Source organism: Streptomyces sp. NPDC002742 (assembly GCF_042888885.1).
Taxonomy (GTDB): Bacteria; Actinomycetota; Actinomycetes; order Streptomycetales; family Streptomycetaceae; genus Streptomyces.
Genome location: NZ_JBIAQF010000037.1, coordinates 53064 through 78534, shown reverse-complemented (window position 1 = coordinate 78534; position 25471 = coordinate 53064). Strand labels below are relative to the sequence as shown.

Here is a 25471-nt window from a genome sequence, read left to right as displayed (position 1 = left end):
CGTTTCCCTTTCCGGCGAGTCCGACTCTATCAGAACCTTTCGGACCTGATTTCCTCGGTGCTTTCCAGGTAATCCGCTTTCGCGTTTCCCTTTCCGGCGGCTCCGACTTTATCAGAATCCATGGGCCGGATTGACCGGCATCCATTTCTGAATCATCAGGAGTGGCTTCTTCTGAATCGACGTGTCGATTGCTTTGAGAAGCGAGCAGACTCTAACCGCTGCCGCCGGACGTGTCCAGTTCTAGGCAACTGTTCGAATCTACCTCCCCAGTCTACCTCTGTCAACGAGTTTTCTGGGGCGCAGATGAGACTAGCAGGTCAGCGGGGGTGCACGCACATCAGGCGGCCGTCGGCAGAGTGGCGCTGCGCTCGGATGCTGAGACGTCACCGGTCTCTCCGGAGCGTGCCGCACGACCTCCGAGAACATAGACGTACGCAAGAAAGGCCAGTTCAGCCACGATCCCTATGCCGATTCGGGCCCATGTGGGGAGGCCCGACGGCGTGACGAAGCCTTCGATGGCACCGGAGACAAAGAGGACGAGCGCCAGGCCTATCGCCATGCCCAGCGCGGCGCGGCCCTCTTCCGCAAGGGCTGTGCGACGGGAACGCGGGCCCGGATCGATCACGGTCCAACCCAGTCTCAGTCCTGTGCCGGCGGCGACGAAGACCGCGGTCAGTTCCAGCAGACCGTGCGGGAGGACCAGCCCGAGGAAGGTGTCGAGTCGGCCGGCCGATGACATCAGGCCGATGCCGACGCCCAGGTTGAGCATGTTCTGGAAGAGGATCCAGAGGACCGGGATGCCCAGGAAGACGCCCAGCACCAGGCACATCGCGGTGGCCTCGGCGTTGTTCGTCCACACCTGGGCGGCGAAGGCGGCGGCGGGATGACTGGAGTAGTAGGTCTCGTACTGGCCGCCGGGGCGAGTGAGGGTACGCAGTTCGCTGGGTGCTGCGATGGAGGCCTGCACCTCGGGATGAGTGCCGATCCACCACCCGAGAAGGGCGGCTATCGCCGTGGACAGGAGTGCTGTCGGGACCCACCAGTGGCGGGATCGGTAGACCGCTGCCGGGAAACCGTGTGTCAGGAAGCGGGTGACATCGCGCCAGGAGGCTCTGCGGGTTCCTGCCACAGCACTGCGCGCGCGTGCCACGAGTTGGCTGAGGCGCCCGGTGAGCTGAGGATCGGGGGCACTGGACTGGATCAGCGAGAGATGGGTGGCGGTTCGCTGGTACAGGGTGACGAGTTCGTCGGCCTCGGCCCCGGTGAGGCGACGCTGGCGGCGAAGCAGGGCGTCGAGTCTGTCCCACTCGGCTCGGTGGGTGGAGACGAAGACGTCGAGGTCCATCGGTTTGCCTGCTCCTCGGCTGCTCATCGAATGCTCATCGAATGCTCATGATGGAGGTCAGCTTGTCTTACTGCGGCGCGATGTGCCCTCAGCTTGGCAGACTGGCGGTTCTCGGGGGCAGGTCAGGGGAAGGACGGCGCGCGTGAGTGAGCTAGTGACGGGCGAGGCGGTGGCGCTGGAGCTGCGCCCCGCGAAACTGCCGAGCCGGGCGCTCGCCGTGGCGCTCGACCTGGCCCTGGCGATGGCGGTCTACCTCATCGTGACGATCGCTCTCGTCGCCGCGACCGCCGCGCTGGACGACGCGGCGCAGATCGCCGTCTCGATCGCGAGCTTCCTTCTTGTGCTGGTCGGCGGGCCGATAGCCGTGGAGACGCTCAGCCATGGACGCTCCCTGGGGAAGCTGGCCTGCGGGCTGCGGGTGGTGCGGGACGACGGTGGACCGATCCGGTTCCGGCACGCGCTGGTGCGCGGTGCCGTGGGAGTGGTCGAGATTCTGATGACGTTCGGGATCGTCGCGTGCGTCGCCTCGTTGGTGTCGGAGCGCGGGCGGCGGCTCGGTGACGTGTTCGCGGGGACGCTTGTCGTCCGGGAGCGGATCCCGGTGGGACGTATGCCGCACGTTCCCGCGCCGCCACCCTGGCTGGCGGGGCGGTTCGCCGAGCTCGACCTGTCCGCCGTACCGGACGGGCTGTGGCTGGCCATCCGTCAGTACCTGACGCGGATGCAGCAGCTGGATCCGCGGGTCGGTGGAGCGATGGCGGAACGGCTCGCTGTCGATCTCGCCGCCAGTACCGGTACTCCGGCGCCGCAGGGGGTGCCGGCGGGCGCGTATCTGGCGGCCGTCGTGCAGGAGCGGCAGACCCGGGAAGCCCGTCGGGCGTTCAGTGGTACCACTGGCGGTTTCGGGGTCCCCGGACCCGGTGGCCGCCCCTTCGTCCAGCCGGGCGTTCCCGCCGCCTACCCCCTCCAGCCCGGCGCTCCCGCCTACCCCTTCCAGCCCGGCGCTCCTGTCGGCCACCCCGCCTTCCAGCAGGGGCCCGGTGTTCACCCGGCCCCGCCGGACCCCGCCGGGTATCCGGTCGCGGCTCAGCGGGCGGCGGCCCCGCAGCCTTCCACCCCGCAGCCGGCTCCGGCCGCCCCGGCCGAGCAGGCCGGCCGGGAGGTGCGCCCCTCGACCGGCTTCGCGCCGCCCACGTAGCCGCACTCACCAGTCGGATCGGCGTCGGCCACGAACGGTCCGGCGCCGCGAGCCCCCGTCAGGCGAACACCGACGGCGGTGATTCGAGGTGCTCCAGTTCGATGCCGGGAGCCGCGAGCACGACGTCTCCAGCGATGTGCACGGCGTGCCGCTCCCCCGTGTCCAGCGCTGTGACCTGGTATTCGTCCACGGTCAGCGGGCCGTTGTCGGTGGCGTGTGTTTCGCTTGCGATCAAGGCCCAGGACTGGTCGAGGGTGCGCGGGGCGAGGACCGGGTCGGTGAAGGCGACGAGGCGTACGCGGGTCGCAGGGGCGGCGGCGGAAGGGGTGAGGCGGAGGAGACGGGCGGTGGCGACGAGGAACGCGGGGGAGGTGCCGGTGAAGGCGTGGGCGGGCACGTTGCCTTCGGTGGCCTCGGTACCGGTGGGGTCGGTGCGGACCCAGGTCACGCCTTCGAGGGCGGCGCCCCTCACCTGCCAGTTCGCGGCGTGCAGTTCGAGGCGGATGGGGCGGCCGAGATCGTCGAGGGCCAGGTCGACGGAGCCGGTGACCGTCCCCTTCCCTGGCTCGGGGAGGCCGTCGGAGCCCGTGGCGGACGGGGTGGTGAGTTGGGAGACGTAGCGCCAGCCGGAGGGGCCGGGCGCGCAGTGGAAGTGTTCGTCGGCGAGAGGGGTGTGGTCGTGCGGATCATGGAGCGAATAGCGGCCGCGGGGCATGGGCGTTCAGGTCCTCATCGGGGACAGGCCCCCGCCGGGACGGCGAGGGCCTGCTGACATCCGGACGCCGAGCGGTGGTACCGCTGCTCGGCGGGCGTGCTCAGTAGCGGTAGTGGTCCGGCTTGTACGGGCCCTCGACCTCGACACCGATGTACGAGGCCTGCTCGGGGCGGAGCGTCGTCAGCTTCACGCCGAGCGCGTCGAGGTGGAGGCGGGCGACCTTCTCGTCGAGGTGCTTGGGCAGCACGTAGACGTCGGTCGGGTACTCCTCCGGCTTGGTGAACAGCTCGATCTGGGCCAGGGTCTGGTCCGCGAACGAATTGGACATCACGAAGGACGGGTGGCCGGTCGCGTTGCCCAGGTTCAGCAGGCGGCCCTCGGACAGCACGATGATGACCTTGCCGTCGGGGAACTTCCAGGTGTGGACCTGCGGCTTGACCTCGTCCTTGACGATGCCGGGGATCTTCGCGAGGCCGGCCATGTCGATCTCGTTGTCGAAGTGACCGATGTTCCCGACGATCGCCTGGTGCTTCATCCTGGCCATGTCCGCGGCCATGATGATGTCCTTGTTGCCCGTCGTGGTGACGAAGATGTCGGCCTTGTCGACGACCTCGTCCAGGGTCGTGACCTGGTAGCCGTCCATCGCCGCCTGCAGGGCGCAGATCGGGTCGATCTCCGTGATGATCACACGGGCGCCCTGGCCGCGCAGGGACTCCGCGCAGCCCTTGCCCACGTCACCGTAGCCGCAGACGACGGCGGTCTTGCCGCCGATCAGGGTGTCGGTGGCGCGGTTGATGCCGTCGATCAGGGAGTGGCGGCAGCCGTACTTGTTGTCGAACTTCGACTTGGTGACGGCGTCGTTCACGTTGATCGCCGGGAACAGCAGGGTGCCGTCGCGGTACATCTCGTACAGGCGGTGGACGCCGGTCGTGGTCTCCTCGGTCACGCCGCGGATCTCCGAGGCGAGCTCGGTCCACTTCTGCGAGCCGTCCGTGATGGTGCGGTGCAGGAGTTCGAGGACGACGCGGTGCTCGTCGGACTCGGCGGTGTCGAGCGAGGGGACCTTGCCGTCCTTCTCGTACTGGACGCCGTTGTGGACGAGCAGGGTGGCGTCACCACCGTCGTCCAGGATCATGTTCGGGCCGCCGGTGGGGGTGTTCGGCCAGGTCAGCGCCTGCTCCGTGCACCACCAGTACTCCTCCAGGGTCTCGCCCTTCCAGGCGAAGACCGGGACGCCCCGCGGGTTCTCGGGCGTGCCGTCCGGGCCGACCGCGATCGCGGCGGCCGCGTGGTCCTGGGTGGAGAAGATGTTGCAGGAGGCCCAGCGGACCTCGGCGCCCAGCGCGACCAGGGTCTCGATGAGGACGGCGGTCTGCACCGTCATGTGCAGGGAACCGGTGACCCGGGCGCCCGCCAGCGGCTGCGCCTCGGCGTACTCCCCGCGGATCGACATCAGGCCGGGCATCTCGTGCTCGGCAAGGGTGATCTCCTTGCGGCCGAAAGCGGCCAGGGAGAGGTCGGCGACCTTGAAGTCCTGTCGGTTGTCGACAGTCGTCATACGAGCTGCTCCTCGGAATCGGGGCGAGGTGGATAGGGCTGTCCTGCGCGGCGGCGGCACGTACGCGTACCCGACCGGGGCACGGACGTGCACCGGCAGGGCACAGCTGTGCCCGGTGCGCGCAGCGCATCCGTCGGAGGCCCTCTCTCCCTCGGCCGGTCCGCGGTGGGACCGCCCGACCGCCATCAGCAGCGACGTCTGGCTCAGCCACCAAGCTACACCGGTGGGCGTGTCCCTCCCCAGTCCGCCTCCGGAGGGAGGGGGCTCCGCCGGCCCCGCGCCGGCCGTTCGCGGAGCGGGTGGTGCCCGGGAAGCGGCCATGGGCCGTACCGCGGGCCTGGACCGGAGAGTTGAGCGGCGGGGCCGAACAGGACTGCGGAACGGCAGGGCCGAACGGTGGAGATGAACGTTGGAGATGAACGGGGAGGAACGGAGGAGCTGGGTGAAGGGCGGAGGTACGGCGTCGGGGCCCGTCCGAGATCTCGGGCGGGCCCCGACGGCGTACGAGCGGGTGGTGTCAGTGGTCGGCCGACGGCTGCGACGGCCCGCCGGGGGTCGCCCTGGGGTCCGGGCCCTTGGCCGCCTCCGCCTCGCTGTAGATGTCCGGCTCCAGGTAGATCACCCGGGCGATCGGGACGGCGGCGCGGATGCGGGACTCGGCGGCGTTGATCGCGGTGGCGACCTGGGCGGCCGTGTCGTCGTGCTGGACGGCGATCTTCGCGGCGACCAGCAGTTCCTCGGGGCCGAGGTGGAGGGTGCGCATGTGGATGATGCCGGTGACGGTGTCGCCGTCGACCATCGCCGCCTCGATCTTCGAGGTTTCCTCCGGGCCCGCCGACTCGCCCAGCAGGAGCGACTTGGTCTCGGCGGCGAGCACCAGCGCGATCAGGATGAGCAGGACACCGATGCAGACCGTGCCGATGCCGTCCCAGACGCCGTTGTCGGTGAGCAGCGCGAGGCCGACGCCGCAGAGCGCGAGGACCAGACCGATGAGCGCGCCGAAGTCCTCCAGGAGGACGACCGGCAGCTCGGGGGCCTTGGCGCGGCGGATGAACTGCGACCAGGAGTGCGAGCCGCGCAGCTCGTTGGACTCCTTGATGGCCGTACGGAAGGAGAAGCCCTCGGCGATGATCGCGAAGATCAGGACGCCCACCGGCCAGTACCAGTGCTCGATCTGGTGCGGGTGCTTGATCTTCTCGTAGCCCTCGTAGACGGCGAACATGCCGCCGACCGAGAACAGGACGATCGAGACGAGGAAGGCGTAGATGTAGCGCTCGCGGCCGTAACCGAACGGGTGCTGCGGGGTCGCCTCGCGCTGGGCCTTCTTGCCGCCGATCAGGAGCAGTGCCTGGTTGCCGGAGTCGGCGAGCGAGTGAACGCCCTCGGCGAGCATCGAGGAGGAGCCGCTGAACGCGAACGCCACGAACTTCGATACCGCGATCGCGAGGTTGGCGCCGAGTGCCGCCACGATCGCTTTGGTGCCGCCTGAAGCGCTCATCTGCTCCTGCTGTCCCTTCGTACGCCGTCCGGACCCCGTTCGTACCCTCGTACCCCGCCCGGTCCGGGCTTTGCCCGCCCTTTGCGGTGGGCCATTCTTGCAGCCCGGTCCGTCGGCGACGCGCCTCAGGTAGGTCCCGCCGTCCCGTCAGGCGACAACTGTCGCACGGAAGATCGTGCCGGAACCGGACACTTCGGCCTTTTCGCCGGCCGGTACGAAGACCGAGGTGCCGGGGGTGAGGTCGATGCCGTCGGCGCGCACGGAACCCGAGGTGCAGAGCAGGATCTGCGGGGTCGCGCGGGTGAGGTCGCGCGGGTCGGCGCCCTCGGCGACGACGTACCGGGAGAGGCGGAACTCGTCGATGGGCGTCGCGTAGACCTCTTCGCCGTCGGGGGACGCCTCGGGGCGCAGGACACCGGGGTCGCCCGTCTCGAAGCGGACCACGCGCAGGAGTTCGGGCACGTCGACGTGCTTGGGGGTCAGACCGCAGCGCAGGACGTTGTCGCTGTTGGCCATGATCTCGACGCCGAGGCCGTTCAGGTACGCGTGCGGGATGCCCGCGCCGAGGAACAGTGCCTCACCGGGCTGGAGTCGAACGTGGTTGAGGAGCATCGCGGCGATGACTCCGGGGTCGCCCGGGTAGTGGTGGGCGAGGTCGGCGTAGGGGGCGTAGGCGCCGCCGAGGCGGGCGCAGGCGGCCGTGGTCTGGGTGACCGTACGGGCCATGTCGTCCGGGTCTGCACTCAGCACCGCGGTGAGGACCTCGCGCAGCGCAGCGTCCTCCGGGTGGGCGCGCAGCAGGTCGACGTACGGCTTGAGGGAGTCGATGTCGAGGGCGGCGAGGAGTTCGGCGGTCTCCTCGGGGGCGCGGAAGCCGCACAGGCCGTCGAACTCGGTGAGGGCGCAGATCAGTTCGGGCTTGTGGTTGGCGTCCTTGTAGTTGCGGTGCGGGGCGTCGATCGGGACACCGCGGCGCTCCTCGTCCTCGTAACCCTCCCGGGCCTGTTCGAGGTCGGGGTGCACCTGGAGGGAGAGCGGGGCGCCGGCGGCGAGGAGTTTCAGGAGGAACGGCAGGCGGGGGCCGAACCTGGCGACGGCGGCGCGGCCGAGTTCCTTCTCCGGGTCCTCGGCGACGACCTCGTTGAGGGGACCGCGCTCGGTGCGCGAGGGGGCGCCCGGGTGCGCGCCCATCCACATCTCCGCCTGCGGTTCGCCGGTCGGCTCCACGCCGAGCAGCCGCGGGATGGCGGTGGTCGAACCCCAGGCGTAGGGGCGGACGGTGTTGTCGAGGCGGTCCATCGGTGTCTTCTTCTCCATACGTGCGCTGCTCGGCCCGCTCCGTGCGGGCGCTGTTCGGAAGCGCGGTGTCAGGGGCGCCGGTCGCGGGGTCCGGCGACGTGCGCCGGACGCGAGGTCCCGCCCAAGATCAGGCCCCCGAAGCGAGCGCCAGGTAAACGGCGGCGAAATCCGTGATGGCGATCAGCTCGGCGAGCGTTTCCAGTTCGCCGCCCTCCTCGGGTTCGAGTTCGCTGATCGCGGTGTCGTGGCCGAGGGCGAGTTCGCGGGCGGCGGGTGCGGCGCTGATCCCGCCGATCGGCCGGTCTCGGAGCAGCACCACGCGCGCGTGCAGTGCCTGTTGCTCCGCGACGCGGTCCCGGAAGAAGTCGTCGGGGTCCGCGCCGGCGGCGAGCGCGCCGGCGAGCAGCACGCTGTGCGAGGCGAGGGCCTCTGGGAGTTCGGCGGTGAGCGCGGGGCGGCCGGCGAGTTCGGCCAGCGCGGCGGTGAACCGGCGGCCGGCCGGGCCCGCCGAGGTGCCCTCCGTCCAGATCACCGGGAGCGCCTCGGCCAGCTCGACCGCGAGGGTCTTGGCGGGGTTGCTGTACGCGGCGATGGCGGGTCCGCAGCGCTCGGCGACGCGGTCGAGGCGGTCGGCGACCTTCTGCAGGGCTTCCGGCGGGGCCGAGACCAGGCCGGTGCGGTCGAGGAGGACGAGCAGCGGGGTGAGCAGCGCCCAGAGCACGCCGGGGGCCGAGGCGGCGAGCGGCTCGTCCTGGTCGTACGGGGCGGTCGCCATCGGTACGAAGAGGCCGTGGCTGCCTTCCACCCACTCGGCGAGGGGGGAACCGGCGGGGGCCACGGCGGCGACGGTGCTGCCGCGCCGGTAGGCCTGCTCGATGAGCAGCTCCAGGCCGGGTTCGCTGCCGTCGGGGGTGGCGATCAGCAGCAGGTCGACGGGGCCCGCCCAGCCGGGCAGGTCCCAGCGCAGGGCGCCTCCGGCGGGAGCGACACCCGTGGGGGTGAGCCTGGTGAGGGGGCAGCTCGTTCCGGCGAGGGTGCCGAGAAGTTCGGCGACGCCGGTTGCGGCCATGCCGGGGCCCGCGATCAGGACGGCGCGCGGGCGGCCGTCCGGCTTCAGCTCGGGGATGCCGGCCTCGGTGGCGTGCCGGACCGCGGTGCGCACCCGGGCACCGGCCTCGGCGGCGCCGCGGAGCAGTGCCCGCCGGTCGGCCCGGGTGAGCGCGTCGGGATCGTCGAGGAGCGATTCGTCGAGCATGGGGTCGGTAGCCTCCGATCGCCGGGGCGCTTGCGCGTGAGCCGCCGGGGTCGCTTGCACGGGGTCGCTCGCGCGAGGTGCCGAGCGGCGCTGGGTCGGACCGGGGGCCGGCCGGGTGTGCGCCGGTCGCCGATCGGGGCGGCCGCGTCGCCGTCGTCCGTGCGGGCGGCGGCGCTGTCGCCTGTCGTCGGGTGTCGTGGCTTGTCGTCGCCCTGCCGTGCCGTCGGGACGTCCGTGGGTGGGGACGGCGCGGCCGGCACCTCGCGCGCGGCCCTCGCGGCGCCGCTGTCCGCGAGGCGGCCGCTTCGGCTACGCGGGGCGGCGGGCCTCGTCGACCAGGAGTACGGGGATGCCGTCGCGGACCGGGTAGGCGAGGCCGCAGTCCGCTCCCGTGCAGATCAGCTCGGTCTCCTGCTCCTTGAGCGGGGCATGGCAGGCCGGGCAGGCGAGGATCTCCAGGAGGCCGGCTTCGAGCGGCATGGGGTGTCCTTCCGAAACGGTGGATGCGGCCTGGTCAGGGTACCGCTGCGGGAAGCCGGGTGCCGGGGCGCGCCCACGGTTCGTGAGGCGCGCGAAGCGGCCGCACGGGCCTCTGAGGCTCGTCTCCGCGTCCCGTCCCCGTGACCGCGTCTTTCCCCCCGGCCGACCGCCGACGGGCGCGGTACCCGTGGGGTGCCGTGCCCGTCGGTTCCGACGGTCGGCCGCCGGGCCGCTCCCGGTCGGCGGTATCGGGTCTCCGGTCCGGCCGTGCGGGGCTCAGCCTCTGATGATCTTCAGTACCTCGTCCCGGACCTTCGTCATCGTGGCCTCGTCGCGGGCCTCCGCGTTGAGACGCAGGAGGGGCTCGGTGTTGGAGGGGCGGACGTTGAACCACGCGTCCTCGGCGGTGACCGTCAGACCGTCGAGTTCGTCGATCGTGACGCCCTCGCGGCCCTCGTAGGCGGCCCTGACGGCGGCGAGGCGGGCGGCCTGGTCGTCGACGGTGGAGTTGATCTCGCCGGATCCGGCGTAGCGGTCGTATTCCGCGACGAGCCCGGAGAGCGGGCCCTCCTGGCCGCCGAGGGCGGCGAGGACGTGGAGGGCGGCCAGCATGCCGGTGTCGGCGTTCCAGAAGTCGCGGAAGTAGTAGTGCGCGGAGTGCTCGCCGCCGAAGATCGCGCCGGAACTCGCCATCTCGGCCTTGATGAAGGAGTGGCCCACGCGGGTGCGGACCGGGGTGCCGCCGTGCTCGCGGACGACCTCCGGCACGGACCAGGAGGTGATGAGGTTGTGGATGACCGTGCCGCCGCCGTGCTTGGCCAGCTCGCGGGCGGCGACCAGCGCGGTGATCGCGGACGGGGAGACCGGTTCGCCCCGTTCGTCGACGACGAAGCAGCGGTCGGCGTCGCCGTCGAAGGCGATGCCGAGGTCGGCGGCCTCCTCGCGGACGCGCTTCTGGAGGTCCACGATGTTCGCCGGGTCGAGCGGGTTGGCCTCGTGGTTCGGGAAGGTGCCGTCCAGCTCGAAGTACATCGGCACGAGCTCCAGCGGCAGGCCGGAGAAGACGGTGGGGACGGTGTGTCCGCCCATGCCGTTGCCCGCGTCGACGACGACCTTCAGAGGGCGGATCGAGGTCAGGTCGACGAGCGAGCGGAGATACGCCGCGTAGTCCTCCAACGTGTCCCGCGGTGTGATCGTTCCGGGCGTGGCGTCCGAGGCCGGGGCACCGGAGTCGAGCCAGGACTCGGCGAGTTGGCGGATCTCGGAGAGGCCGGTGTCCTGGCCGACGGGGGCCGCGCCCGCCCGGCACATCTTGATGCCGTTGTACTGGGCCGGATTGTGCGAGGCGGTGAACATGGCGCCCGGCAGTCCGAACGCGCCCGAGGCGTAGTACAGCTGGTCCGTGGAGCACAGGCCGATCTCGGTCACGTCGACCCCGCGCGCCGCCGCGCCGCGCGCGAAGGCGCGGGACAGTCCGGGCGACGACGGCCGCATGTCGTGCCCGATCACGATGGCGTCCGCTCCGGTCACCTGGACGAAGGCGGCGCCGAACAGTTCGGCGAGCGGCTCGTCCCACTGGTCCGGAACCACCCCGCGTACGTCGTACGCCTTCACGAGCTGCGACAGATCAGCAGTCACGGCCAACCCTCCAGGAGTCCACTTCGGTCACCCCAAACTACCCGTCCGGGCTGACAGCGGGCGGTGCCGAGCCCGAGTGGAGCGCATCCGTGACGTGCGGAACGGCCCCCGTCACCCGGGGGAAACCCGCCCGACTCGGGGCAGCTTCCGCGACCGTCCCGGCGCGCTGGGCCCGGTGTCCTGAACGGCTCAGGGCAGCATCCAGGAGAGGACCGGCGAGCTCTGTCCCATCACGATCAGACACATGACGAGCAGCAGTCCGAGACTCCAGGGCAGCACCTTGCGCAGCAGGTCGCCCTCACGGCCCGCGAGCCCGACGGCCGCGCAGGCGATGGTCAGGTTCTGCGGCGAGATCATCTTGCCGAGGACCCCGCCCGAACTGTTGGCGGCGGCCAGGAGTTCGGGGGACAGTCCCGATTCCCGGGCGGCGCTCACCTGGAGGGCGCCGAAGAGGGCGTTCGACGAGGTGTCGGAGCCGGTCACGGCCACGCCGAACCATCCCAGAACGGGGGACAGGAAGGCGAGTCCGGAGCCGGCCGCCGCCACGAAGTGACCGATCGTGGCGGCCTGTCCGGAGAGGTTCATGACGTAGGCGAGGGCCAGTACGGACGTCACGGTCAGGATCGCGAACCTCAACTCGCGCACGGTCGCGAGCCATTCCCGGACCGCCACGCGCGCGTGCACCCCGAGCACCACGGCCGTGCACAGCCCGGCGAGCAGCACGAGGGTGCCGCCGGTCGACACGATCGGCCAGGTGAAGACGTTCCCGCCCACCGGCTTGCCGTTCGGGTCGACGACATTCAGGAAGGGCCAGTCGTACGTCCGTGTCGCCCGCGCGAGCCAGTCCTTCACGGCCGGGATCTGCGCGATCGAGAAGACCGTGACGATCAGGGCGTACGGGGCGTAGGCGCGCACGACTTCGCGCGGCGGGTCCTGCTCGTCGAGTTCCTCGCTGCGCGCTCCGGTCAGGACCGAGGCACGTACGGACTCGGCGGCGGGCACGCGTGCGCGCGGTACGGCGACCAGGGCGGCGGCACCGGCCAAGGAGGCGCCGATGTCGGCGAGTTGCGCGGAGACGTAGTTCGAGGCGGCGAACTGGACGGCGGCGAAGGCCACTCCGCACACCAGGGCGGGTACCCAGGTCTCCCGCAGTCCGCGCCTGCCGTCGACCAGGCCGACGAGGACCAGGGGCACGACCAGCGCGAGCAGCGGGGTCTGCCGGCCCACCACGGAGGCGACGGAGTCCAGGGGCAGGCCGGTGACTTGGGCGAGGGTCACGACCGGAGTGGCCATCGCTCCGAAGGCGACCGGCGCGGTGTTGGCGACGAGGGCGACGACCGCCGCGCGCACCGGGTCGAAACCGAGGGCGACCAGCATCACCGAGCAGATCGCGACGGGAGCGCCGAAACCGGCGAGTGCCTCCAGCAGCGCGCCGAAGCAGAAGGCGACCACCAATGCCTGGATGCGCGGGTCGTCGGACAGCCGCCCGAACGAGCGGCGCAGGATGTCGAAGTGCCGGGTGCGGACGGTCATCCGGTACACCCACAGGGCGTTGACGACGATCCACAGGATGGGGAAGAGGCCGAACACTGCGCCCTGAGCCGCGCTGGAGAGCGTCTGGCCCACCGGCATGCCGTACGCGAGCCAGGCGACCAGCGAGGCCGCCAGAAGGCCCGCCAGGGCCGCCAGGTGTGCCTTCAGCCGGACGCCGCCGAGCAGGATCAGCACGACCACGAGAGGAAGGGCGGCCACGAGCGCGGACAGGCCGAGCGAGTCGGCGACGGGTTGCAGCTCCTGGACGTACATGGACGCCTCCCCGGCTTCCGTGATGCGGAAAGCGATTTCTCACGGCACCGGAAATCGTCGTGTCCGCGACAACTTCACGTCAATGGGTCTGCGTCACCCGGTGGATCGGCGTCCAGGGAACGGGCGATGGGGCCCCAGCGGCACGACGGACCGCGGAAAGGACGCAGGGGGCGGAAAGGGGCACGAGGCGCGGAATGCGGCGAGGGGAGCGCGTCGCGGGGCGCGGCAGGGCGAGGAGAACGGCGTACGGAGTGCGCGGAGTACGGTCGCGAGGAGCGGTGCTCAGTTGTCGGGTGAGCGCAGGATCCGCAGGTGGCCGCGGCGCGCGACCTCCATCGGGTCCACCGAGCGGGCGCTGCCGCCGGCCTCCGCCGCGCGCTTCTGCGGACGGGCCGCCTCGCGCACCGCGTTCGCCAGCGCCTCCAGGTCGTCGCCACTGGGACGCGAGGGACCGGAGGAGTCGGCGAGCCGGACCACCTCCCAGCCGCGCGGCGCGGTGAGGCGCTCGGAGTGCTCGGCGCACAGGTCGTAGCAGTGGGGTTCGGCGTAGGTGGCGAGCGGGCCGAGGACCGCGGTCGAGTCGGCGTAGACGTACGTCAGCGTCGCGACGGCGGGACGGCCGCAAGCGGTGCGCGAACAGCGACGTACAAGGCTCACGATGTTGGACCGTACCGCACTCTTGAGCGGGCCGCGACGACTCTCCCCCAGGTCACCCCACCGTGTCGTGTTGTGAGGCCGACCACACCTCTTTCCGGGCATCAGACCCTGACCTGGGGCGACATCACGTGTCGGGGCACCGAACAGACCTGAATCCGGTCGCCACTTGGTGCGAATCATGTCAATTGCCATGTCAGAGACGGTCCTGGAGAGATACGGAATCGAGCTCAATCTTGGCTGGAATGGTCGTCGGGCGTCATCCCGAACCCGTGCCGGACCCTGGACCGTCGGCCCGCCCGCCCGTCGGTGACCTGCGCGTGGGGCCGGGCGGCCGGGCCGGGCGGGGACTACTCTTCGTCAGTGATGGACAACCCCGTACCGCCCCGCGCCGCAGCAGCCGGTCCCCGACGTCGTGACCGCCATGGCAGGGGCATGCGCGGCCCCGTGGCGCCGCCCCAGGTACCACTCGCGGCGAGCCGTGCCGAAGTCTTCGCGGACCTGGTGCAGGACTCCGTGGAGCGGCTGGAGCGACGCTGGCCGCAGCTCGCGGACATCGACTTCATGGTCCTCGAAGTCCCCCGCCTGGAGGGCTCGGGCGAGGGCTGGAGCGACGAGGCGGTGCCCCTGGGCGGCACGATCGCGGCGCGCGAGGGGCATCCAGCGCGCGTGGTCGTCTACCGCCGTCCCGTCGAGATCCGCACCAAGGGGCGCGACGAGCGCGCCGCCCTGGTGCACGAGGTCGTCGTGGAGCAGGTCGCGGAAGTGCTGGGCCTGACACCGGAGACGGTCGATCCGCGGTACGGCGAGGACTGAGGACGGTCCCGGACCGGTCGCCCGGCCCCGGGGCGGATCCGCCCCGGGGCCCGCCCGAACTCGCCCCGCCCGAACTCGCCCCGCCCGAACTCGCGCCGTCCTAGCCCGCGCCGTCCTAGCCCGTGCCGTCCGGACCCGGGCGGATCACCGGTCCTCGGTCACTGCTTCAGCAGCACCGAGAGGTCCTGCTCCGCTTGCGGCACCGAGACCGTTCCGCGGTCGTCCGGGAGGTTCTGGATGGTGAAGCCGGGAACGCCTTCACTGGTCGCCGCGAGCATCCGGGAGGCGTAGACCGGGCCGCCGGAGACCACCTCGACGGTGAGGGCGTACGTGCCCTTGAGGCCGCTCGGGACGGGTGCCGCGACGTTCTGCGTGGTCCCGCCCTTGATGGTGAACGTCTTCGAGACGGCCGTGCCGCCCTCGCTGCCCGCGGACGCGGTGACTCTGATCCGGGCTCCCCCGCCCGGGGCGGTCACGGCGAGCGTGGACCCCTTGGCGGTGTTGTCGGCGACCGTCGCGCGCGCGCCGACCGGAGCGGTGGCCGGAATGAACGCGGTCTCCTGGTCGGCGCCCTTGCCGCGCACCACCCGCAGGGCGGCGACGACCGGCACGGACGAGCCGGTGGGCGTGAGCACCAGGGAGCCCGCCTCGCCGCGGGTGACGTCCCCGAGGTCGACCGCGGAGGTCATGCCGGCCTTCACGTGCAGCGTCTCGTTGCCCGCCGGGGTGATCAGCCCCGAGGGCGAGGCGAGGCGCACCTTCAGGTCGGCGTCGGTGTCGCCGGGCGCGAAGGCGACCAGGCGGACCGAGGTGGCGTCCTTGGGGATGCCCGGCATGACGAGGCTGCCCGCGGGGTCTGCGGCGGCGGCCAGCCAGTCGCCGCCGGTCTTGTCGTCCAGGGCCTGCACGGCGGCTCCGACGCGACCGCTGCGGACCGACACGTGCACGGTGAGGTCGGTCTGCGGATCGCCGGTCAGCGTGTTCAGCAGGATCGGCTCGCCGGCGTGCGGCTGGACCGTGATCCCGTCGGCCACCGTGGACTTGAGCGTGCCGTCCTTGCCGTACAGGTCGATGTCGACGACGGCCGCGGAGTCGTCCGGGTTGGTCAGGTGCACATAGTCGGTGCGCGCGGCGGCGGTGCTGGCGCCCGGGAACCAGAACTCGGTGTCGGGGGCGGTGCAGTTGGTGCCGAGCAGGCCACGCCCGTTGCCCGCGGCGACCCGCGTGGTCTCCTGAACCGTCCAGCCGGGCGCGAACCTGCCCGACGCGATGCCGACGAGGGCGGGCGCGTCGGCGCCCGAGGTGTCGCCGGCCGCCGGCTTGCCTGGCTCCTTGGGCTGGACGACGGGCTTGGCGGGCTTGGCGGCCTTGCCACCGCTCTTCTTGCCGGCGGTCGAGTCCGCCGACTCCTCGGTGGCAGCCTGGAGTTGGGCCTTGCCGCTGTCGCTCGCACCCTCCACGACGGGCGTGAAGGACGTGTACGCGGTGTCGGCGATGTCGGAGGTGCTCGGCTGCGGGCAGAGCAGGCTGGTGCGCTCCACGGGCAGCCGCGCGGCCGTGCCCGCCGCGCTGTCACCGGACGCGTCGGGCGACTCGAGGGTCGCGAAGCCGGTGACGGCGGCGAGCGCGGTCGCCGCGGCGATCAGGGACAGGGTGGTGCGGTTCACTGATGGCTCCCGTCGGGGCGCTCACTGTCGGTGCCGTGCGAGGGGTGCGTCGGGTCGTACGCCGGGTCGTAGCCCTGCTCGCCGGTGTCGTAGCCCTGGCCCCGGGGGTCGAAGGCCTGGCCGTTCGCGTCGTAGCTCTGGCCGTAGGTCTGGTCGTAGGCCGCCGTGCCCCCATAGGCGTACGGGTCGTACTGGCCGCCCTGGTAGGGGTCCGCCTGGTACGGCTGCTCATAGGTGTCCGCCGGGTACTGCGGCCGGCCTTCGTACTGCTCGCCGCCGTAGGTGTCGTACTCGGCGTTCGCGTAACTGGCGCTGTCCCATTCGTCGTACGCCCGCTGGTGCGGGACGCCGGCGGCCGGGACCTCCTCGTCGTCGTCCGCGTCCGCGGTGAACTCGCCGTCGGGGTCCCCGTCGGACTGCTCGGACTCCGCCTCGGCCTGGGCGCGCAGGCGGCGGGCACGGCGGCCGTCGCCCGTCATGTCCTCGGCGGGCACCGGCTGCTCCTCGGGGAGGTCGTCGTCGACGTCCCGGCGCCGCCCGGGAAGGGCGAGCACCACGAGGACGAGGGCGAGCGCGCCCTGGGCCCACAGCCAGGCGGTGTGGCTCAGCGGGGCGTCGAAGGTGACGTCCAGCCTGCCGCCGCCGGCCGGCAGCTGGAAGCCCTGGGCCCAGCCGTCGACCGTGGTGCGGGTGAGCGGCTTGCCGTCCAGCGTCGCCGTCCAGCCCGCGTCGGTGCTGTCGGCCAGCCGCAGGACGCGGCCGTCGGATCCGGCGGGGATCGTGGTGTGCACCTCGACCGGGCCTGCGGCGATGGACTCCGGATCGCCGGACGCGGGGACGATCGCGGCGCGCGAGACCTGCTGGTCGACACGCCACAGGGCGCTGCCGTCCTGCTGGCTCAGCCGGCTCAGGCCCGTGGTGGCGTCCAGGACGCGGCTCACCTCGCGCGGGGCGCCCTTGCGGACCAGGACGTAGCGCACGGCGAAGCCGCCGAGCTCGTCGGCCTGGTCGGCGCCGGAGCCCGCCACGAGGTTGGCGACGACCTTGTCGAGCTTCTTGTTCTCGCTGTCCGCCGAGGCGAGTTCGGCGTCGCCGAGGCGGGCGCCCGAGCCGCGGACGAGGACGTAGCCGACCCTGGCGGCCGAGCTGCTGTCGAGGACGAGGGTGCGGGCCTGGTCGCGGGTGCCGCTCTCCTCGGCGACGAACGCGGGCACCTGCACCGGGTCGCGGCGTTCCACGGGCCCGTCGGCGCCGCGGATGATCCACCCGGCGGCGACGAGCAGCGGGCCCGCGGCGCAGGCGAAGGCGATCAGCGCGGCCACCGGCTGACGCCAGCCGAAGCTCTGTTCGGCCACACGCGCGCGTGCCCCGTCGGAGCCGACGGCGGCGGCGGCGAGCAGCGCGAGACCGTAGACGAGGGTCGCGGGCCCGGCCCAGGTGGAGCGGTTGGACAGGACCGCGAAGACGAGTGCCACGACGGCGATGACCCAGGCGGTCCGGATCCCCGCCTGGCGCTCGGAGCGCAGCAGGGCGGCCAGCGCGGCGAGCACGATGCCGAAGAGCATCAGCCCGCTGACCGTGCCCGGCCCGCCGGGGCCGGCGCTGAGCAGGTCGAGCGGGGAGGCCGCGCCGGCTCCGTAGTCCAGTCCGGCCTGCTTGAAGAAGCCGAACGGCAGCAGGGTCAGCGACCAGGGGGCGAGAACCAGCAGCGGGGTGCCGAGCTGGGCCAGGAAGCGCAGCCCGTAGGCGGTGATCTCCCCGCGGCGCACCACGAGGAGTGCTACGCCGAGGACCAGCGCGATGGGCCACACGATCGGGGTGAACGCCGTCGTGAACGTAAGCAGCAGGGCGTACGCCCAGGTCGCGCGCCAGCTTCCACGCGCCCGGGAGCCGTGCGCGAGACCGCTCGCCGCGATGCCCGCGCGCGCGATGAGCGGCAGCAGGATCGCGAGGACGGCGGTGCCGATGCGGCCGCCCGCGAGCGCGCCGGTGGCGGCGGGCAGGAAGGCGTACGCGACGGAGGCCCAGGCGCGCAGCAGGCGGGACTCGACGAGCGGGCGCGAGGCGAAGTACGCGGCGAAGCCGGCCAGCGGCACGGATCCCACGAGGAGCACGGTGACCGCGAGCCCGGTGGAGCCGAGGAGCGCGGAGGCCAGCAGCGCGACGAGCGCGAGGTAGGGCGGGGCGGGCTGGGTGGAGCCGGCGCCGACCGGATGCCAGCCGTCGAGGTAACGCGCCCACAGGTCGGAGGCGTCGGCGGGGGCGGGCAGCAGCGCGCCGCCCGCGAGGGCTCCGCCGCCGAGCAGTTGGCGGCAGGCGAGGAGCGAGACGAACAGGAGCACCAGGAACAGCATCGGGCCGGGGTTGCGGGCGATGCGCTTGATCCGGGCGAACTGCTCGATCTCCAGGAAGTCGCCGTCGTCGCCGCCGGGTCCGGACTCGACAGCGCCTCCGTGCCGTCCGGCGCCCGTGACGAGGTCGGCGTCGGAGCCGCTGGTCAGATTGCCGGCGACCTGCTCGAAGGTGGCCCGCACGGTGGCGCCGGGCGGCGGGAACAGGGCCCGCAGTTCACCCTTGTCCACCTGCGGGCGGCCGCGCCTGCGCCGCCCGGCGATGATCCGCTCCGGGCGCAGCAGCGTACTCAGGAGGCCGCGGATCTCGTCGACGGCCTGTCCGGGGACCTTGCCCACGAGGTAGGCGACCGTGCGCACCAGGGTGCCGAGGACGAGCCGGATGAGGATCCAGGGGAGCTGCGCGGTGCGGGCGTTGACGAGGAGGGTGTAGACGGCGCCCGCTTTGTCGACCCGGTGCGGGGACGCGGAGGTGCGGCCCACGCAGTCGACGGCGCGGCGCTCGCGGGAGGCCGCCTCGGCGTGCCGTACGACGGCCTCGGGGGCGACGAGCACACGGTGGCCGGCGGCCTGGGCGCGCCAGCACAGGTCGACGTCGTCGCGCATCAGGGGGAGCCGGCGGTCGAAGCCGCCGAGCTCCTCGAAGACATCGCGCCGGATCAGCATTCCGGCGGTGGAAACGGACAGCACGGGGTGGACGTGGTCGTGCTGGCCCTGGTCCTGCTCGCGACGGTCCAGACCGGTCCAGCGGCGGCCCGAGTTGGCGATGGTGACGCCGACTTCGAGGAGCTGCCTGCGGTCGTACCAGCCGCGGAGTTTGGGGCCGACGATGGCCACGTCGTGGCCGACCTCCCGCTCGTTCTCCACGACGCGCAGCAGCTGGGCCAGGGCGTCGGGCTCCGGGGCGCTGTCGTCGTGCAGCAGCCAGAGCCACTGCTCGGGCTCGCCGTGCGGGAGGTCCGGCATGTCGTAGGCCTCGTCGCGCCAGCTGCGGGTGACGGGGTCCCAGCCGCTCGGACGCTTGAGGTAGGGCAGGTCGTCCGGTGTCAGCTCACCGGCGGTGCGGGACACCTCCTCGACGGCCTGGCCGAAGCCGGTGCGGCGCGCCAGGTGCAGCACGCGGTCGGCGCCGAGCGCCTCGGTGAGCAGCTGGGCGGATTCGTCCCCGCTGCCGGTGTCGGCCGCCACCGCGTTCTGCACGGGGCGGTCCTGGCCGAGCAGCCCGGCGAGCGCCTCGGGCAGCCAGCGGGCGCCGTCGTGGGAGACGAGCACCGCGGTCACGACGTGACGCGGGAACTCAGGGGCGGCAGCGGCGTCATTACGGGCTGCCGAATGGCTGTACACGGACATCGAGGTACGGGCCCCGGTTCGATGGACTGCGGTGGACGTCTGTGTCCGGCGGGGACAGCGGGACGTCTCGGACGAGGGCCCACACTAACGGCTGAGAAAGACGACGGCCCGCCGCCTGTGGATAACCCACCTGCGCCGGGCCGTTCCTTACGTAAGAGTGTGTGCCGTTTGGTCTGCGGCACCCATGTGTGTGGACTACTGTTCCGCGCCCGCTTTCCGTGCGACCGTTCTCAGACAGCGGCCTTCTTCAGACGACGCCGCTCCCGCTCGGACAGACCACCCCAGATGCCGAACCGCTCGTCGTTGGCGAGCGCGTATTCGAGGCACTCGGAGCGGACCTCACAGGCGAGGCAGACCTTCTTGGCCTCGCGGGTGGAGCCGCCCTTCTCGGGAAAGAAGGACTCGGGGTCGGTCTGGGCGCACAGCGCGCGCTCCTGCCAGCCGAGTTCCTCGTCCGCGTCGTCGACCAGCAGTTGCTGCACCAGCTCGGTCATGTGCGCCCCTCGTCTGTCTTTCGCGTCCCCGTGATGCTGCCGTTACCGATTTCGGCTGAACGACACGAGTGAAATTACAAGTGTGCCGATCCGGGCCAGTCAAGCCGAGATCTGCTATTGGGCCCCTTATTCACTCTCCGGAACCAAGGCTTTGCGGAAAGTGTTCAAATCGGCATAAACCCTGACAGCCCAAGAGGTCCAGGTCAGACGCCCTCCCCCTCGCGGAGGAGGACGTCCAGGAGTTCGATCTCGTTCCGGCGCGGACCCCGAAGCGAATCTGATCACATTTGGATCACGGGGCCGCGGCGAGGTTTGTTCACCCGGTTGTGCGCCATGTGTCCGGGGAGGCTCCTGAACAAACCTTTCGCCTGCCAGATGAACCGGATGAGGTGAAACATCTCCCACATACCGGACATGCAGTTGACAGTCGAGGTGTGAACCGGTGTCCTTGTGGGCATGCTCGCGAACTTGGCACCCACCTCGACCCGCACCGCCGGGTCCCTCGGTGCTGCCCACGTTCGCTGTTGCTGTTGTTGCTGTTCCAGCTGTTGAGCCCTACCGCGCTCCGGCTGCCTCGCCGCCACTGAGGCGAATCCCCGCCCCGCACAGGGCCACCGCCCGCACCAGGGCTCCTCCCCGTCCGTGACCCGGGCGGAATCCCCGCTCGTGACCCGGGCGGAAACGGCCAGCGACACCCCAGCACTCTTCCGCCGAGGAACCACCGCATCCATGAACAGCGACAGCGACCTCCAGATCGCCGGCGACATCCTCGAAGTTCCGCACCTGCTCCAGCCGCCGCGCGAACACCCCTCCACCGTGGCCGAGTTCGTCGGCCTGGCGCGCTCCATCGCCGCCGACCGCTCCCAGTGGGAACACCTCGTCCGCTACGACGCCGCCTCGCGCTGGTACCACCGGCTGCGCACGGGCCCCGGCTATGAGGTGTGGCTCCTGTCCTGGGTGCCCGGACAGGGCAGCGGGCCGCACGACCACGGCGGCTCCTCCGGCGTACTGACCGTCCTGGACGGCGCGCTGACCGAACACACCGAGCGCGGCACGCGCGCCCTGGGCTCCGGCGCGCAGCGCGCGTTCGCGCCCGGGTACGTCCACGAAGTCGTCAACGACTCGCTCGAACCCGCCGTCACCCTGCACGTCTACTACCCGGGTCTTACCGACATGCCGATGCACGCGGCCCGTTGCGCGGTCGCCGAAACCGTGTGACGCGTTCGCGCCGGACCGCGGGTCCGACGTGGCGGGGTCTCGTAACCGGCTGACGCGTTGTCGGACCCGCCTGCGAGACTGAACCCCATGCGCATTGTGGTTCTGGCAGGCGGTATCGGTGGTGCCCGGTTCCTGCGTGGTCTCCAGCGGGCCGTTCCGGACGCGGACATCACGGTCATCGGCAACACCGGCGACGACATCCACCTCTTCGGGCTGAAGGTCTGCCCGGACCTCGACACGGTGATGTACACGCTCGGCGGCGGCATCAACGAGGAGCAGGGCTGGGGACGGGCCGACGAGACCTTCCATCTGAAGGAGGAGCTCGCGGCGTACGGGGTCGGACCCGAGTGGTTCGGGCTCGGCGACCGTGACTTCGCGACGCACATCGTGCGGACGCAGATGCTGGGCGCGGGCTATCCGCTCAGCGCCGTCACCGCGGCCCTGTGCGACCGGTGGAAGCCGGGCGTGCGTCTCATCCCCATGTCCGACGACCGCGTCGAGACCCATGTCGCCGTCACGCTGCCGGAGGGCGACCCCGCCGGGGCCGCCGGCGAGCGCAAGGCGATCCACTTCCAGGAGTACTGGGTGCGGCTGCGGGCCGCCGTGCCGGCCGAGGCGATCGTGCCGGTCGGCGCCGAGCAGGCGAAGCCCGCGCCCGGAGTGCTGGAGGCCATCGCCGAGGCGGACGTCATCCTCTTCCCGCCGTCCAACCCCGTCGTCTCCGTCGGCACGATCCTCGCCGTACCCGGCATCCGCGAGGCCATCGCCGAGGCGGGCGTGCCCGTCGTCGGTCTCTCCCCCATCGTCGGCGACGCGCCGGTGCGCGGCATGGCCGACAAGGTGCTGGCCGCGGTGGGCGTCGAATCCACCGCCGCCGCGGTGGCCGAGCACTACGGCTCCGGCCTCCTCGACGGGTGGCTCGTCGACACGGTGGACGCCTCCGCCGTGGAGCGTGTCGAGGCGGCCGGCATCCGCTGCCGGGCCGTACCGCTGATGATGTCCGACCTCGACGCGACGGCGCGGATGGCGCGTGAGGCGCTGACGCTGGCGGAGGAGGTGCGGACGTCGTGACCACCGTGGACGGGGCGATGCCCTCCGGCGGACGGCGCCCGGGACGGCACGCCGACGGGCGACACGCCGGGCGGCCCGCCGACGCGGGCTACCGGGTCTGGGCGCTGGGCGGACTTCCCGAGGTGCGCCAGGGGGACGACCTGGCGAAGCTCATCGCGGCCGCCGAGCCCGGACTCGTCGACGGGGACGTGCTCCTCGTCACCTCCAAGATCGTGTCGAAGGCCGAGGGCCGTACGGTCGAGGCCGCCGACCGCGAGGCCGCCATCGACGCCGAGACCGTCCGCGTCGTGGCACGGCGCGGCGCGCTGCGGATCGTCGAGAACCGGCAGGGCCTGGTGATGGCCGCCGCCGGGGTCGACGCCTCCAACACCCCTGCCGGGACAGTGCTGTTGCTGCCCGAGGACCCCGACGCCTCCGCGGCCGCGATCCGCGCGGGACTGCGGGACACCCTGGGGGTCGACGTCGGCGTCGTGATCACTGACACCTTCGGGCGGCCCTGGCGCACCGGACTCACCGATGTCGGCATCGGCGCCGCGGGCGTCCAGGTGCTCGACGACCTGCGCGGCGGCACCGACGCGCACGGCAATCCGCTCAGCGCGACCGTCGTCGCCACGGCCGACGAGCTCGCCGCCGCCGGTGACCTGGTCAAGGGCAAGGCCTCCGGGCTGCCCGTCGCCGTCGTGCGCGGGCTCGCGCACCTGGTGACCGAGGGGGACGGCGCGGGAGCACGGGCGATGGTGCGCGACGCGCGTGACGACATGTTCCGGCTGGGCACCTCGGAGGCGGTACGGGAGGCGGTGACCCAGCGGCGTACCGTACGGGCCTTCACGGACGAACCCGTCGACCCCGGTGCCGTACGCCGTGCGGTCGCCGCGGCGGTGACCGCGCCCGCGCCGCACCACACCACGCCCTGGCGGTTCGTGCTCCTTGAGTCCGAGGAGTCGCGGACCCGGCTGCTCGACGCCATGCGCGACGCGTGGATCGCGGATCTGCGGGGCGACGCGAAGAGCGAGGAATCCATCGCCAAGCGGGTCCGGCGCGGCGACGTGCTGCGCGGGGCGCCGTATCTCGTGGTGCCGTGTCTGGTCATGGACGGATCGCACACGTACGGCGACGCGCGACGGGACGGCGCCGAGCGCGAGATGTTCGTGGTCGCCACCGGGGCGGGCGTGCAGAACTTCCTGGTCGCGCTGGCCGGGGAGCGGCTGGGCTCCGCGTGGGTGTCGTCGACGATGTTCTGCCGTGACGTCGTGCGCGAGGTGCTGGAGCTTCCGGCGGGCTGGGACCCGATGGGGGCCGTGGCCGTCGGCCACGCGGCGGAGGAACCGAGGACCCGGCCGGAGCGGGACGCGTCCGACTTCGTCGAGGTCCGCTGATCGGTGTCCGCTGATCGGTCGGGGCCACTGGCTGGTTCGGCGAGGTGCCCCGACCGGCCGGGGACACCGTTCCAATCGGCCGGCGAAGCCCGCCGACCAGGGGGACACCGCTCCGACTTACTCGGCGAAGCCCGCCGAACAGCGGGACACCGCTCCGACCGGCTCGGCGAGGCGCGCTGACCGGCCGGAGAGTCGCTCCGGCTCGCTCGGCGAGGCGCGCTGAGCGAGCCGGAGGCACCCCTGGCTGGTTCGGCGGAGTGCCGTGACCGGCTGAGAGCGCCGCTCCGGCCGGCTCGGCAAGGTACGGATCGGCCGAGGACGCCGCTCCGACTGATCCGGGGCGGTTCGCCGGGGCGTCCGGCGCCTTTGCCTCGGGGTGAGCGCCTACTCTCGTAGGACGCCCCCGATTTTCTCTAGGACCTCATTCGTGTCTGGACGTTTCGCTCCCCGGCCGACGCGTGCGACCGTGCGCGGCGGGCATGTCGTGGTGCCCGGTGCTCCACCGGCCGGCGTGCCCGGCGGAGCACCGGGCGGCGTGCCCGGCGGAGTGCCCCGCCAGACCGCCGAGCCGGGACGCGCCCGTACATGGACGCCGGACGGGCCGCTCGACCTCGGGCTCGTGCTCGGGCCGCTGCGGCGCGGACCCGGCGATCCGACGTTCCGGACGACACCCGACGGCTCCGTGTGGCGGACCAGCCGCACGCCCGCCGGGCCCGGGACGGTGCGGGTCGCGCTGCGTGGCGGGGCGGTCCGGGGCGAGGCCTGGGGGCCGGGAGCCGGGTGGCTGCTCGACCGGCTCCCCGACCTGCTCGGCGCCGCGGACGATCCCGACGCCTTCGAGCCGCGGCACCGGCTCGTCGCGCTCGCCCGGCACCGGCGGCCCGGCCTGCGGCTGGTGCGGACCGGGCTCGTGATGGAGTCGCTGATCCCGTCCGTCCTGGAGCAGAAGGTCACCACCGACGAGGCGTACCGGGCGTGGCGGTTGCTCGTCCGGAAGTTCGGCGAGCCGGCGCCGGGCCCCGCGCCCGAGCGGATGTACGTCATGCCGGCACCCCGGACCTGGGCCTTGATCCCGTCCTGGGAGTGGCACCGGGCCGGGGTCGACGACAAGCGGGCCTCCACGATCCTGCGGGCCGTACGGGTCGCCGCGCGGCTGGAGGAGGCCGTCGGGCTCGATCCCGTACGGGCGCAGCAGCGGCTGGAGTCGGTGTCCGGGATCGGGCCGTGGACGTCCGCGGAAGTGGTGCAGCGCAGTCATGGCGCGGCGGATTCCGTGACCGTGGGGGATCTGCATCTGCCGGGGATCGTCGGGTACGCGCTGGCGGGGGACCGGGACGCGGACGACTCCGTCATGCTGGAGCTTCTGGAGCCCTATGCCGGGCAGCGGCACAGGGCCGCCCGGCTGATTCTGCTGGCCGGGCGTACGCCGCCGCGGCGTACGCCGAAGATGCCTCGCGGGGACATCGGGCGGCTCTAGGCGGACCGGCTTCCGCCGTCCCCGGCCGTCCGGCATCTACGGGGGCGTCCGTCGCCTCCCGAGGCTGAGCCCCCCGGCCAAGCGGATTCTCGCCCCCTCCGCCCCTACCCGTCCCGTACCCGGGGCTCCGCCCCAGACCCCGCTCCTCAAACGCCGGAGGGGCTGGATCTTGCCCCGGCCGAAAAGGGTCCGGAGGGGGCTGGAA

At 72.2% G+C, this 25471-nt stretch carries 19 protein-coding genes; 6 read left to right on the top strand and 13 right to left on the bottom strand.

Features of this window, described 5'->3' with window-relative positions; all coding sequences use genetic code 11:
* Window positions 1-337 precede the first annotated feature (337 nt).
* A complete protein-coding gene (locus ACFYW8_RS39940; protein WP_365880675.1) occupies window positions 338-1345 on the bottom strand; it encodes a stage II sporulation protein M in 1008 nt (335 codons plus the stop codon).
* Between the two features lie 142 nt (window positions 1346-1487).
* Between ACFYW8_RS39940 and ACFYW8_RS39935 the strand changes: the two genes are divergently transcribed.
* On the top strand, window positions 1488-2543 hold the full coding sequence (locus ACFYW8_RS39935) for an RDD family protein (protein ID WP_389090635.1): 1056 nt from the start codon (window positions 1488-1490) through the stop codon (window positions 2541-2543).
* Between the two features lie 58 nt (window positions 2544-2601).
* On the opposite strand, the gene ACFYW8_RS39930 is transcribed toward ACFYW8_RS39935, so the two are convergent.
* The 9 genes from ACFYW8_RS39930 to ACFYW8_RS39890 form a co-directional block, all read right to left on the bottom strand.
* Window positions 2602-3258: a hypothetical protein gene (locus tag ACFYW8_RS39930; RefSeq protein WP_389090630.1), complete on the bottom strand. Its 657-nt coding sequence runs from the start codon at window positions 3256-3258 to the stop codon at window positions 2602-2604.
* 100 nt (window positions 3259-3358) lie between these two features.
* Window positions 3359-4816, bottom strand: coding sequence for an adenosylhomocysteinase (gene ahcY, locus ACFYW8_RS39925; RefSeq protein WP_389090625.1), 1458 nt, complete (start codon window positions 4814-4816; stop codon window positions 3359-3361).
* Window positions 4817-5333: 517 nt separating this feature from the next.
* Window positions 5334-6314, bottom strand: a complete 981-nt coding sequence (locus ACFYW8_RS39920) for a cation diffusion facilitator family transporter (RefSeq protein WP_389090620.1) — start codon at window positions 6312-6314, stop codon at window positions 5334-5336.
* Between the two features lie 147 nt (window positions 6315-6461).
* Window positions 6462-7613: a mannose-6-phosphate isomerase, class I gene (manA, locus tag ACFYW8_RS39915; protein ID WP_389090666.1), complete on the bottom strand. Its 1152-nt coding sequence runs from the start codon at window positions 7611-7613 to the stop codon at window positions 6462-6464.
* Window positions 7614-7740: 127 nt separating this feature from the next.
* Window positions 7741-8868, bottom strand: coding sequence for an SIS domain-containing protein (locus ACFYW8_RS39910; protein WP_389090616.1), 1128 nt, complete (start codon window positions 8866-8868; stop codon window positions 7741-7743).
* A gap of 309 nt (window positions 8869-9177) precedes the next feature.
* A complete protein-coding gene (locus ACFYW8_RS39905; protein WP_078943765.1) occupies window positions 9178-9348 on the bottom strand; it encodes a Trm112 family protein in 171 nt (56 codons plus the stop codon).
* Between the two features lie 276 nt (window positions 9349-9624).
* Complete coding sequence (locus ACFYW8_RS39900) at window positions 9625-10986, bottom strand: phosphomannomutase/phosphoglucomutase (RefSeq protein ID WP_389090607.1); 1362 nt, start codon at window positions 10984-10986, stop codon at window positions 9625-9627.
* A 189-nt stretch (window positions 10987-11175) separates the two neighbouring features.
* A complete protein-coding gene (locus tag ACFYW8_RS39895; RefSeq protein ID WP_389090603.1) occupies window positions 11176-12792 on the bottom strand; it encodes an L-lactate permease in 1617 nt (538 codons plus the stop codon).
* 282 nt (window positions 12793-13074) lie between these two features.
* Window positions 13075-13449: a DUF3499 domain-containing protein gene (locus tag ACFYW8_RS39890; RefSeq protein ID WP_365880659.1), complete on the bottom strand. Its 375-nt coding sequence runs from the start codon at window positions 13447-13449 to the stop codon at window positions 13075-13077.
* A 363-nt stretch (window positions 13450-13812) separates the two neighbouring features.
* Between ACFYW8_RS39890 and ACFYW8_RS39885 the strand changes: the two genes are divergently transcribed.
* Window positions 13813-14262, top strand: a complete 450-nt coding sequence (locus ACFYW8_RS39885; RefSeq protein WP_365880691.1) for a metallopeptidase family protein — start codon at window positions 13813-13815, stop codon at window positions 14260-14262.
* Between the two features lie 158 nt (window positions 14263-14420).
* Here the strand turns inward: ACFYW8_RS39885 and ACFYW8_RS39880 are convergent, their stop codons facing one another.
* The 3 genes from ACFYW8_RS39880 to ACFYW8_RS39870 form a co-directional block, all read right to left on the bottom strand.
* The gene (locus ACFYW8_RS39880; RefSeq protein WP_389090595.1) at window positions 14421-15929 is read right to left on the bottom strand and encodes a DUF5719 family protein; all 1509 of its coding nucleotides are present in this window, start codon (window positions 15927-15929) and stop codon (window positions 14421-14423) included.
* Window positions 15926-19630, bottom strand: a complete 3705-nt coding sequence (locus ACFYW8_RS39875; RefSeq protein ID WP_389090590.1) for a glycosyltransferase — start codon at window positions 19628-19630, stop codon at window positions 15926-15928. The genes ACFYW8_RS39880 and ACFYW8_RS39875 overlap by 4 nt, the downstream gene beginning before the upstream one ends.
* Window positions 19631-19860: 230 nt before the next feature.
* Window positions 19861-20124, bottom strand: coding sequence for a WhiB family transcriptional regulator (locus ACFYW8_RS39870; RefSeq protein ID WP_003975777.1), 264 nt, complete (start codon window positions 20122-20124; stop codon window positions 19861-19863).
* A gap of 729 nt (window positions 20125-20853) precedes the next feature.
* Between ACFYW8_RS39870 and ACFYW8_RS39865 the strand changes: the two genes are divergently transcribed.
* The 4 genes from ACFYW8_RS39865 (at window position 20854) to ACFYW8_RS39850 (ending at window position 25266) form a co-directional block, all read left to right on the top strand.
* A complete protein-coding gene (locus ACFYW8_RS39865; protein WP_365880653.1) occupies window positions 20854-21342 on the top strand; it encodes a cysteine dioxygenase family protein in 489 nt (162 codons plus the stop codon).
* 87 nt (window positions 21343-21429) lie between these two features.
* Window positions 21430-22413, top strand: coding sequence for a 2-phospho-L-lactate transferase (cofD, locus tag ACFYW8_RS39860; protein ID WP_365880651.1), 984 nt, complete (start codon window positions 21430-21432; stop codon window positions 22411-22413).
* A gap of 17 nt (window positions 22414-22430) precedes the next feature.
* On the top strand, window positions 22431-23789 hold the full coding sequence (locus ACFYW8_RS39855; RefSeq protein ID WP_389090659.1) for a coenzyme F420-0:L-glutamate ligase: 1359 nt from the start codon (window positions 22431-22433) through the stop codon (window positions 23787-23789).
* A 427-nt stretch (window positions 23790-24216) separates the two neighbouring features.
* A complete protein-coding gene (locus ACFYW8_RS39850) occupies window positions 24217-25266 on the top strand; it encodes a DNA-3-methyladenine glycosylase family protein (protein ID WP_389090580.1) in 1050 nt (349 codons plus the stop codon).
* Window positions 25267-25471: the final 205 nt, after the last annotated feature.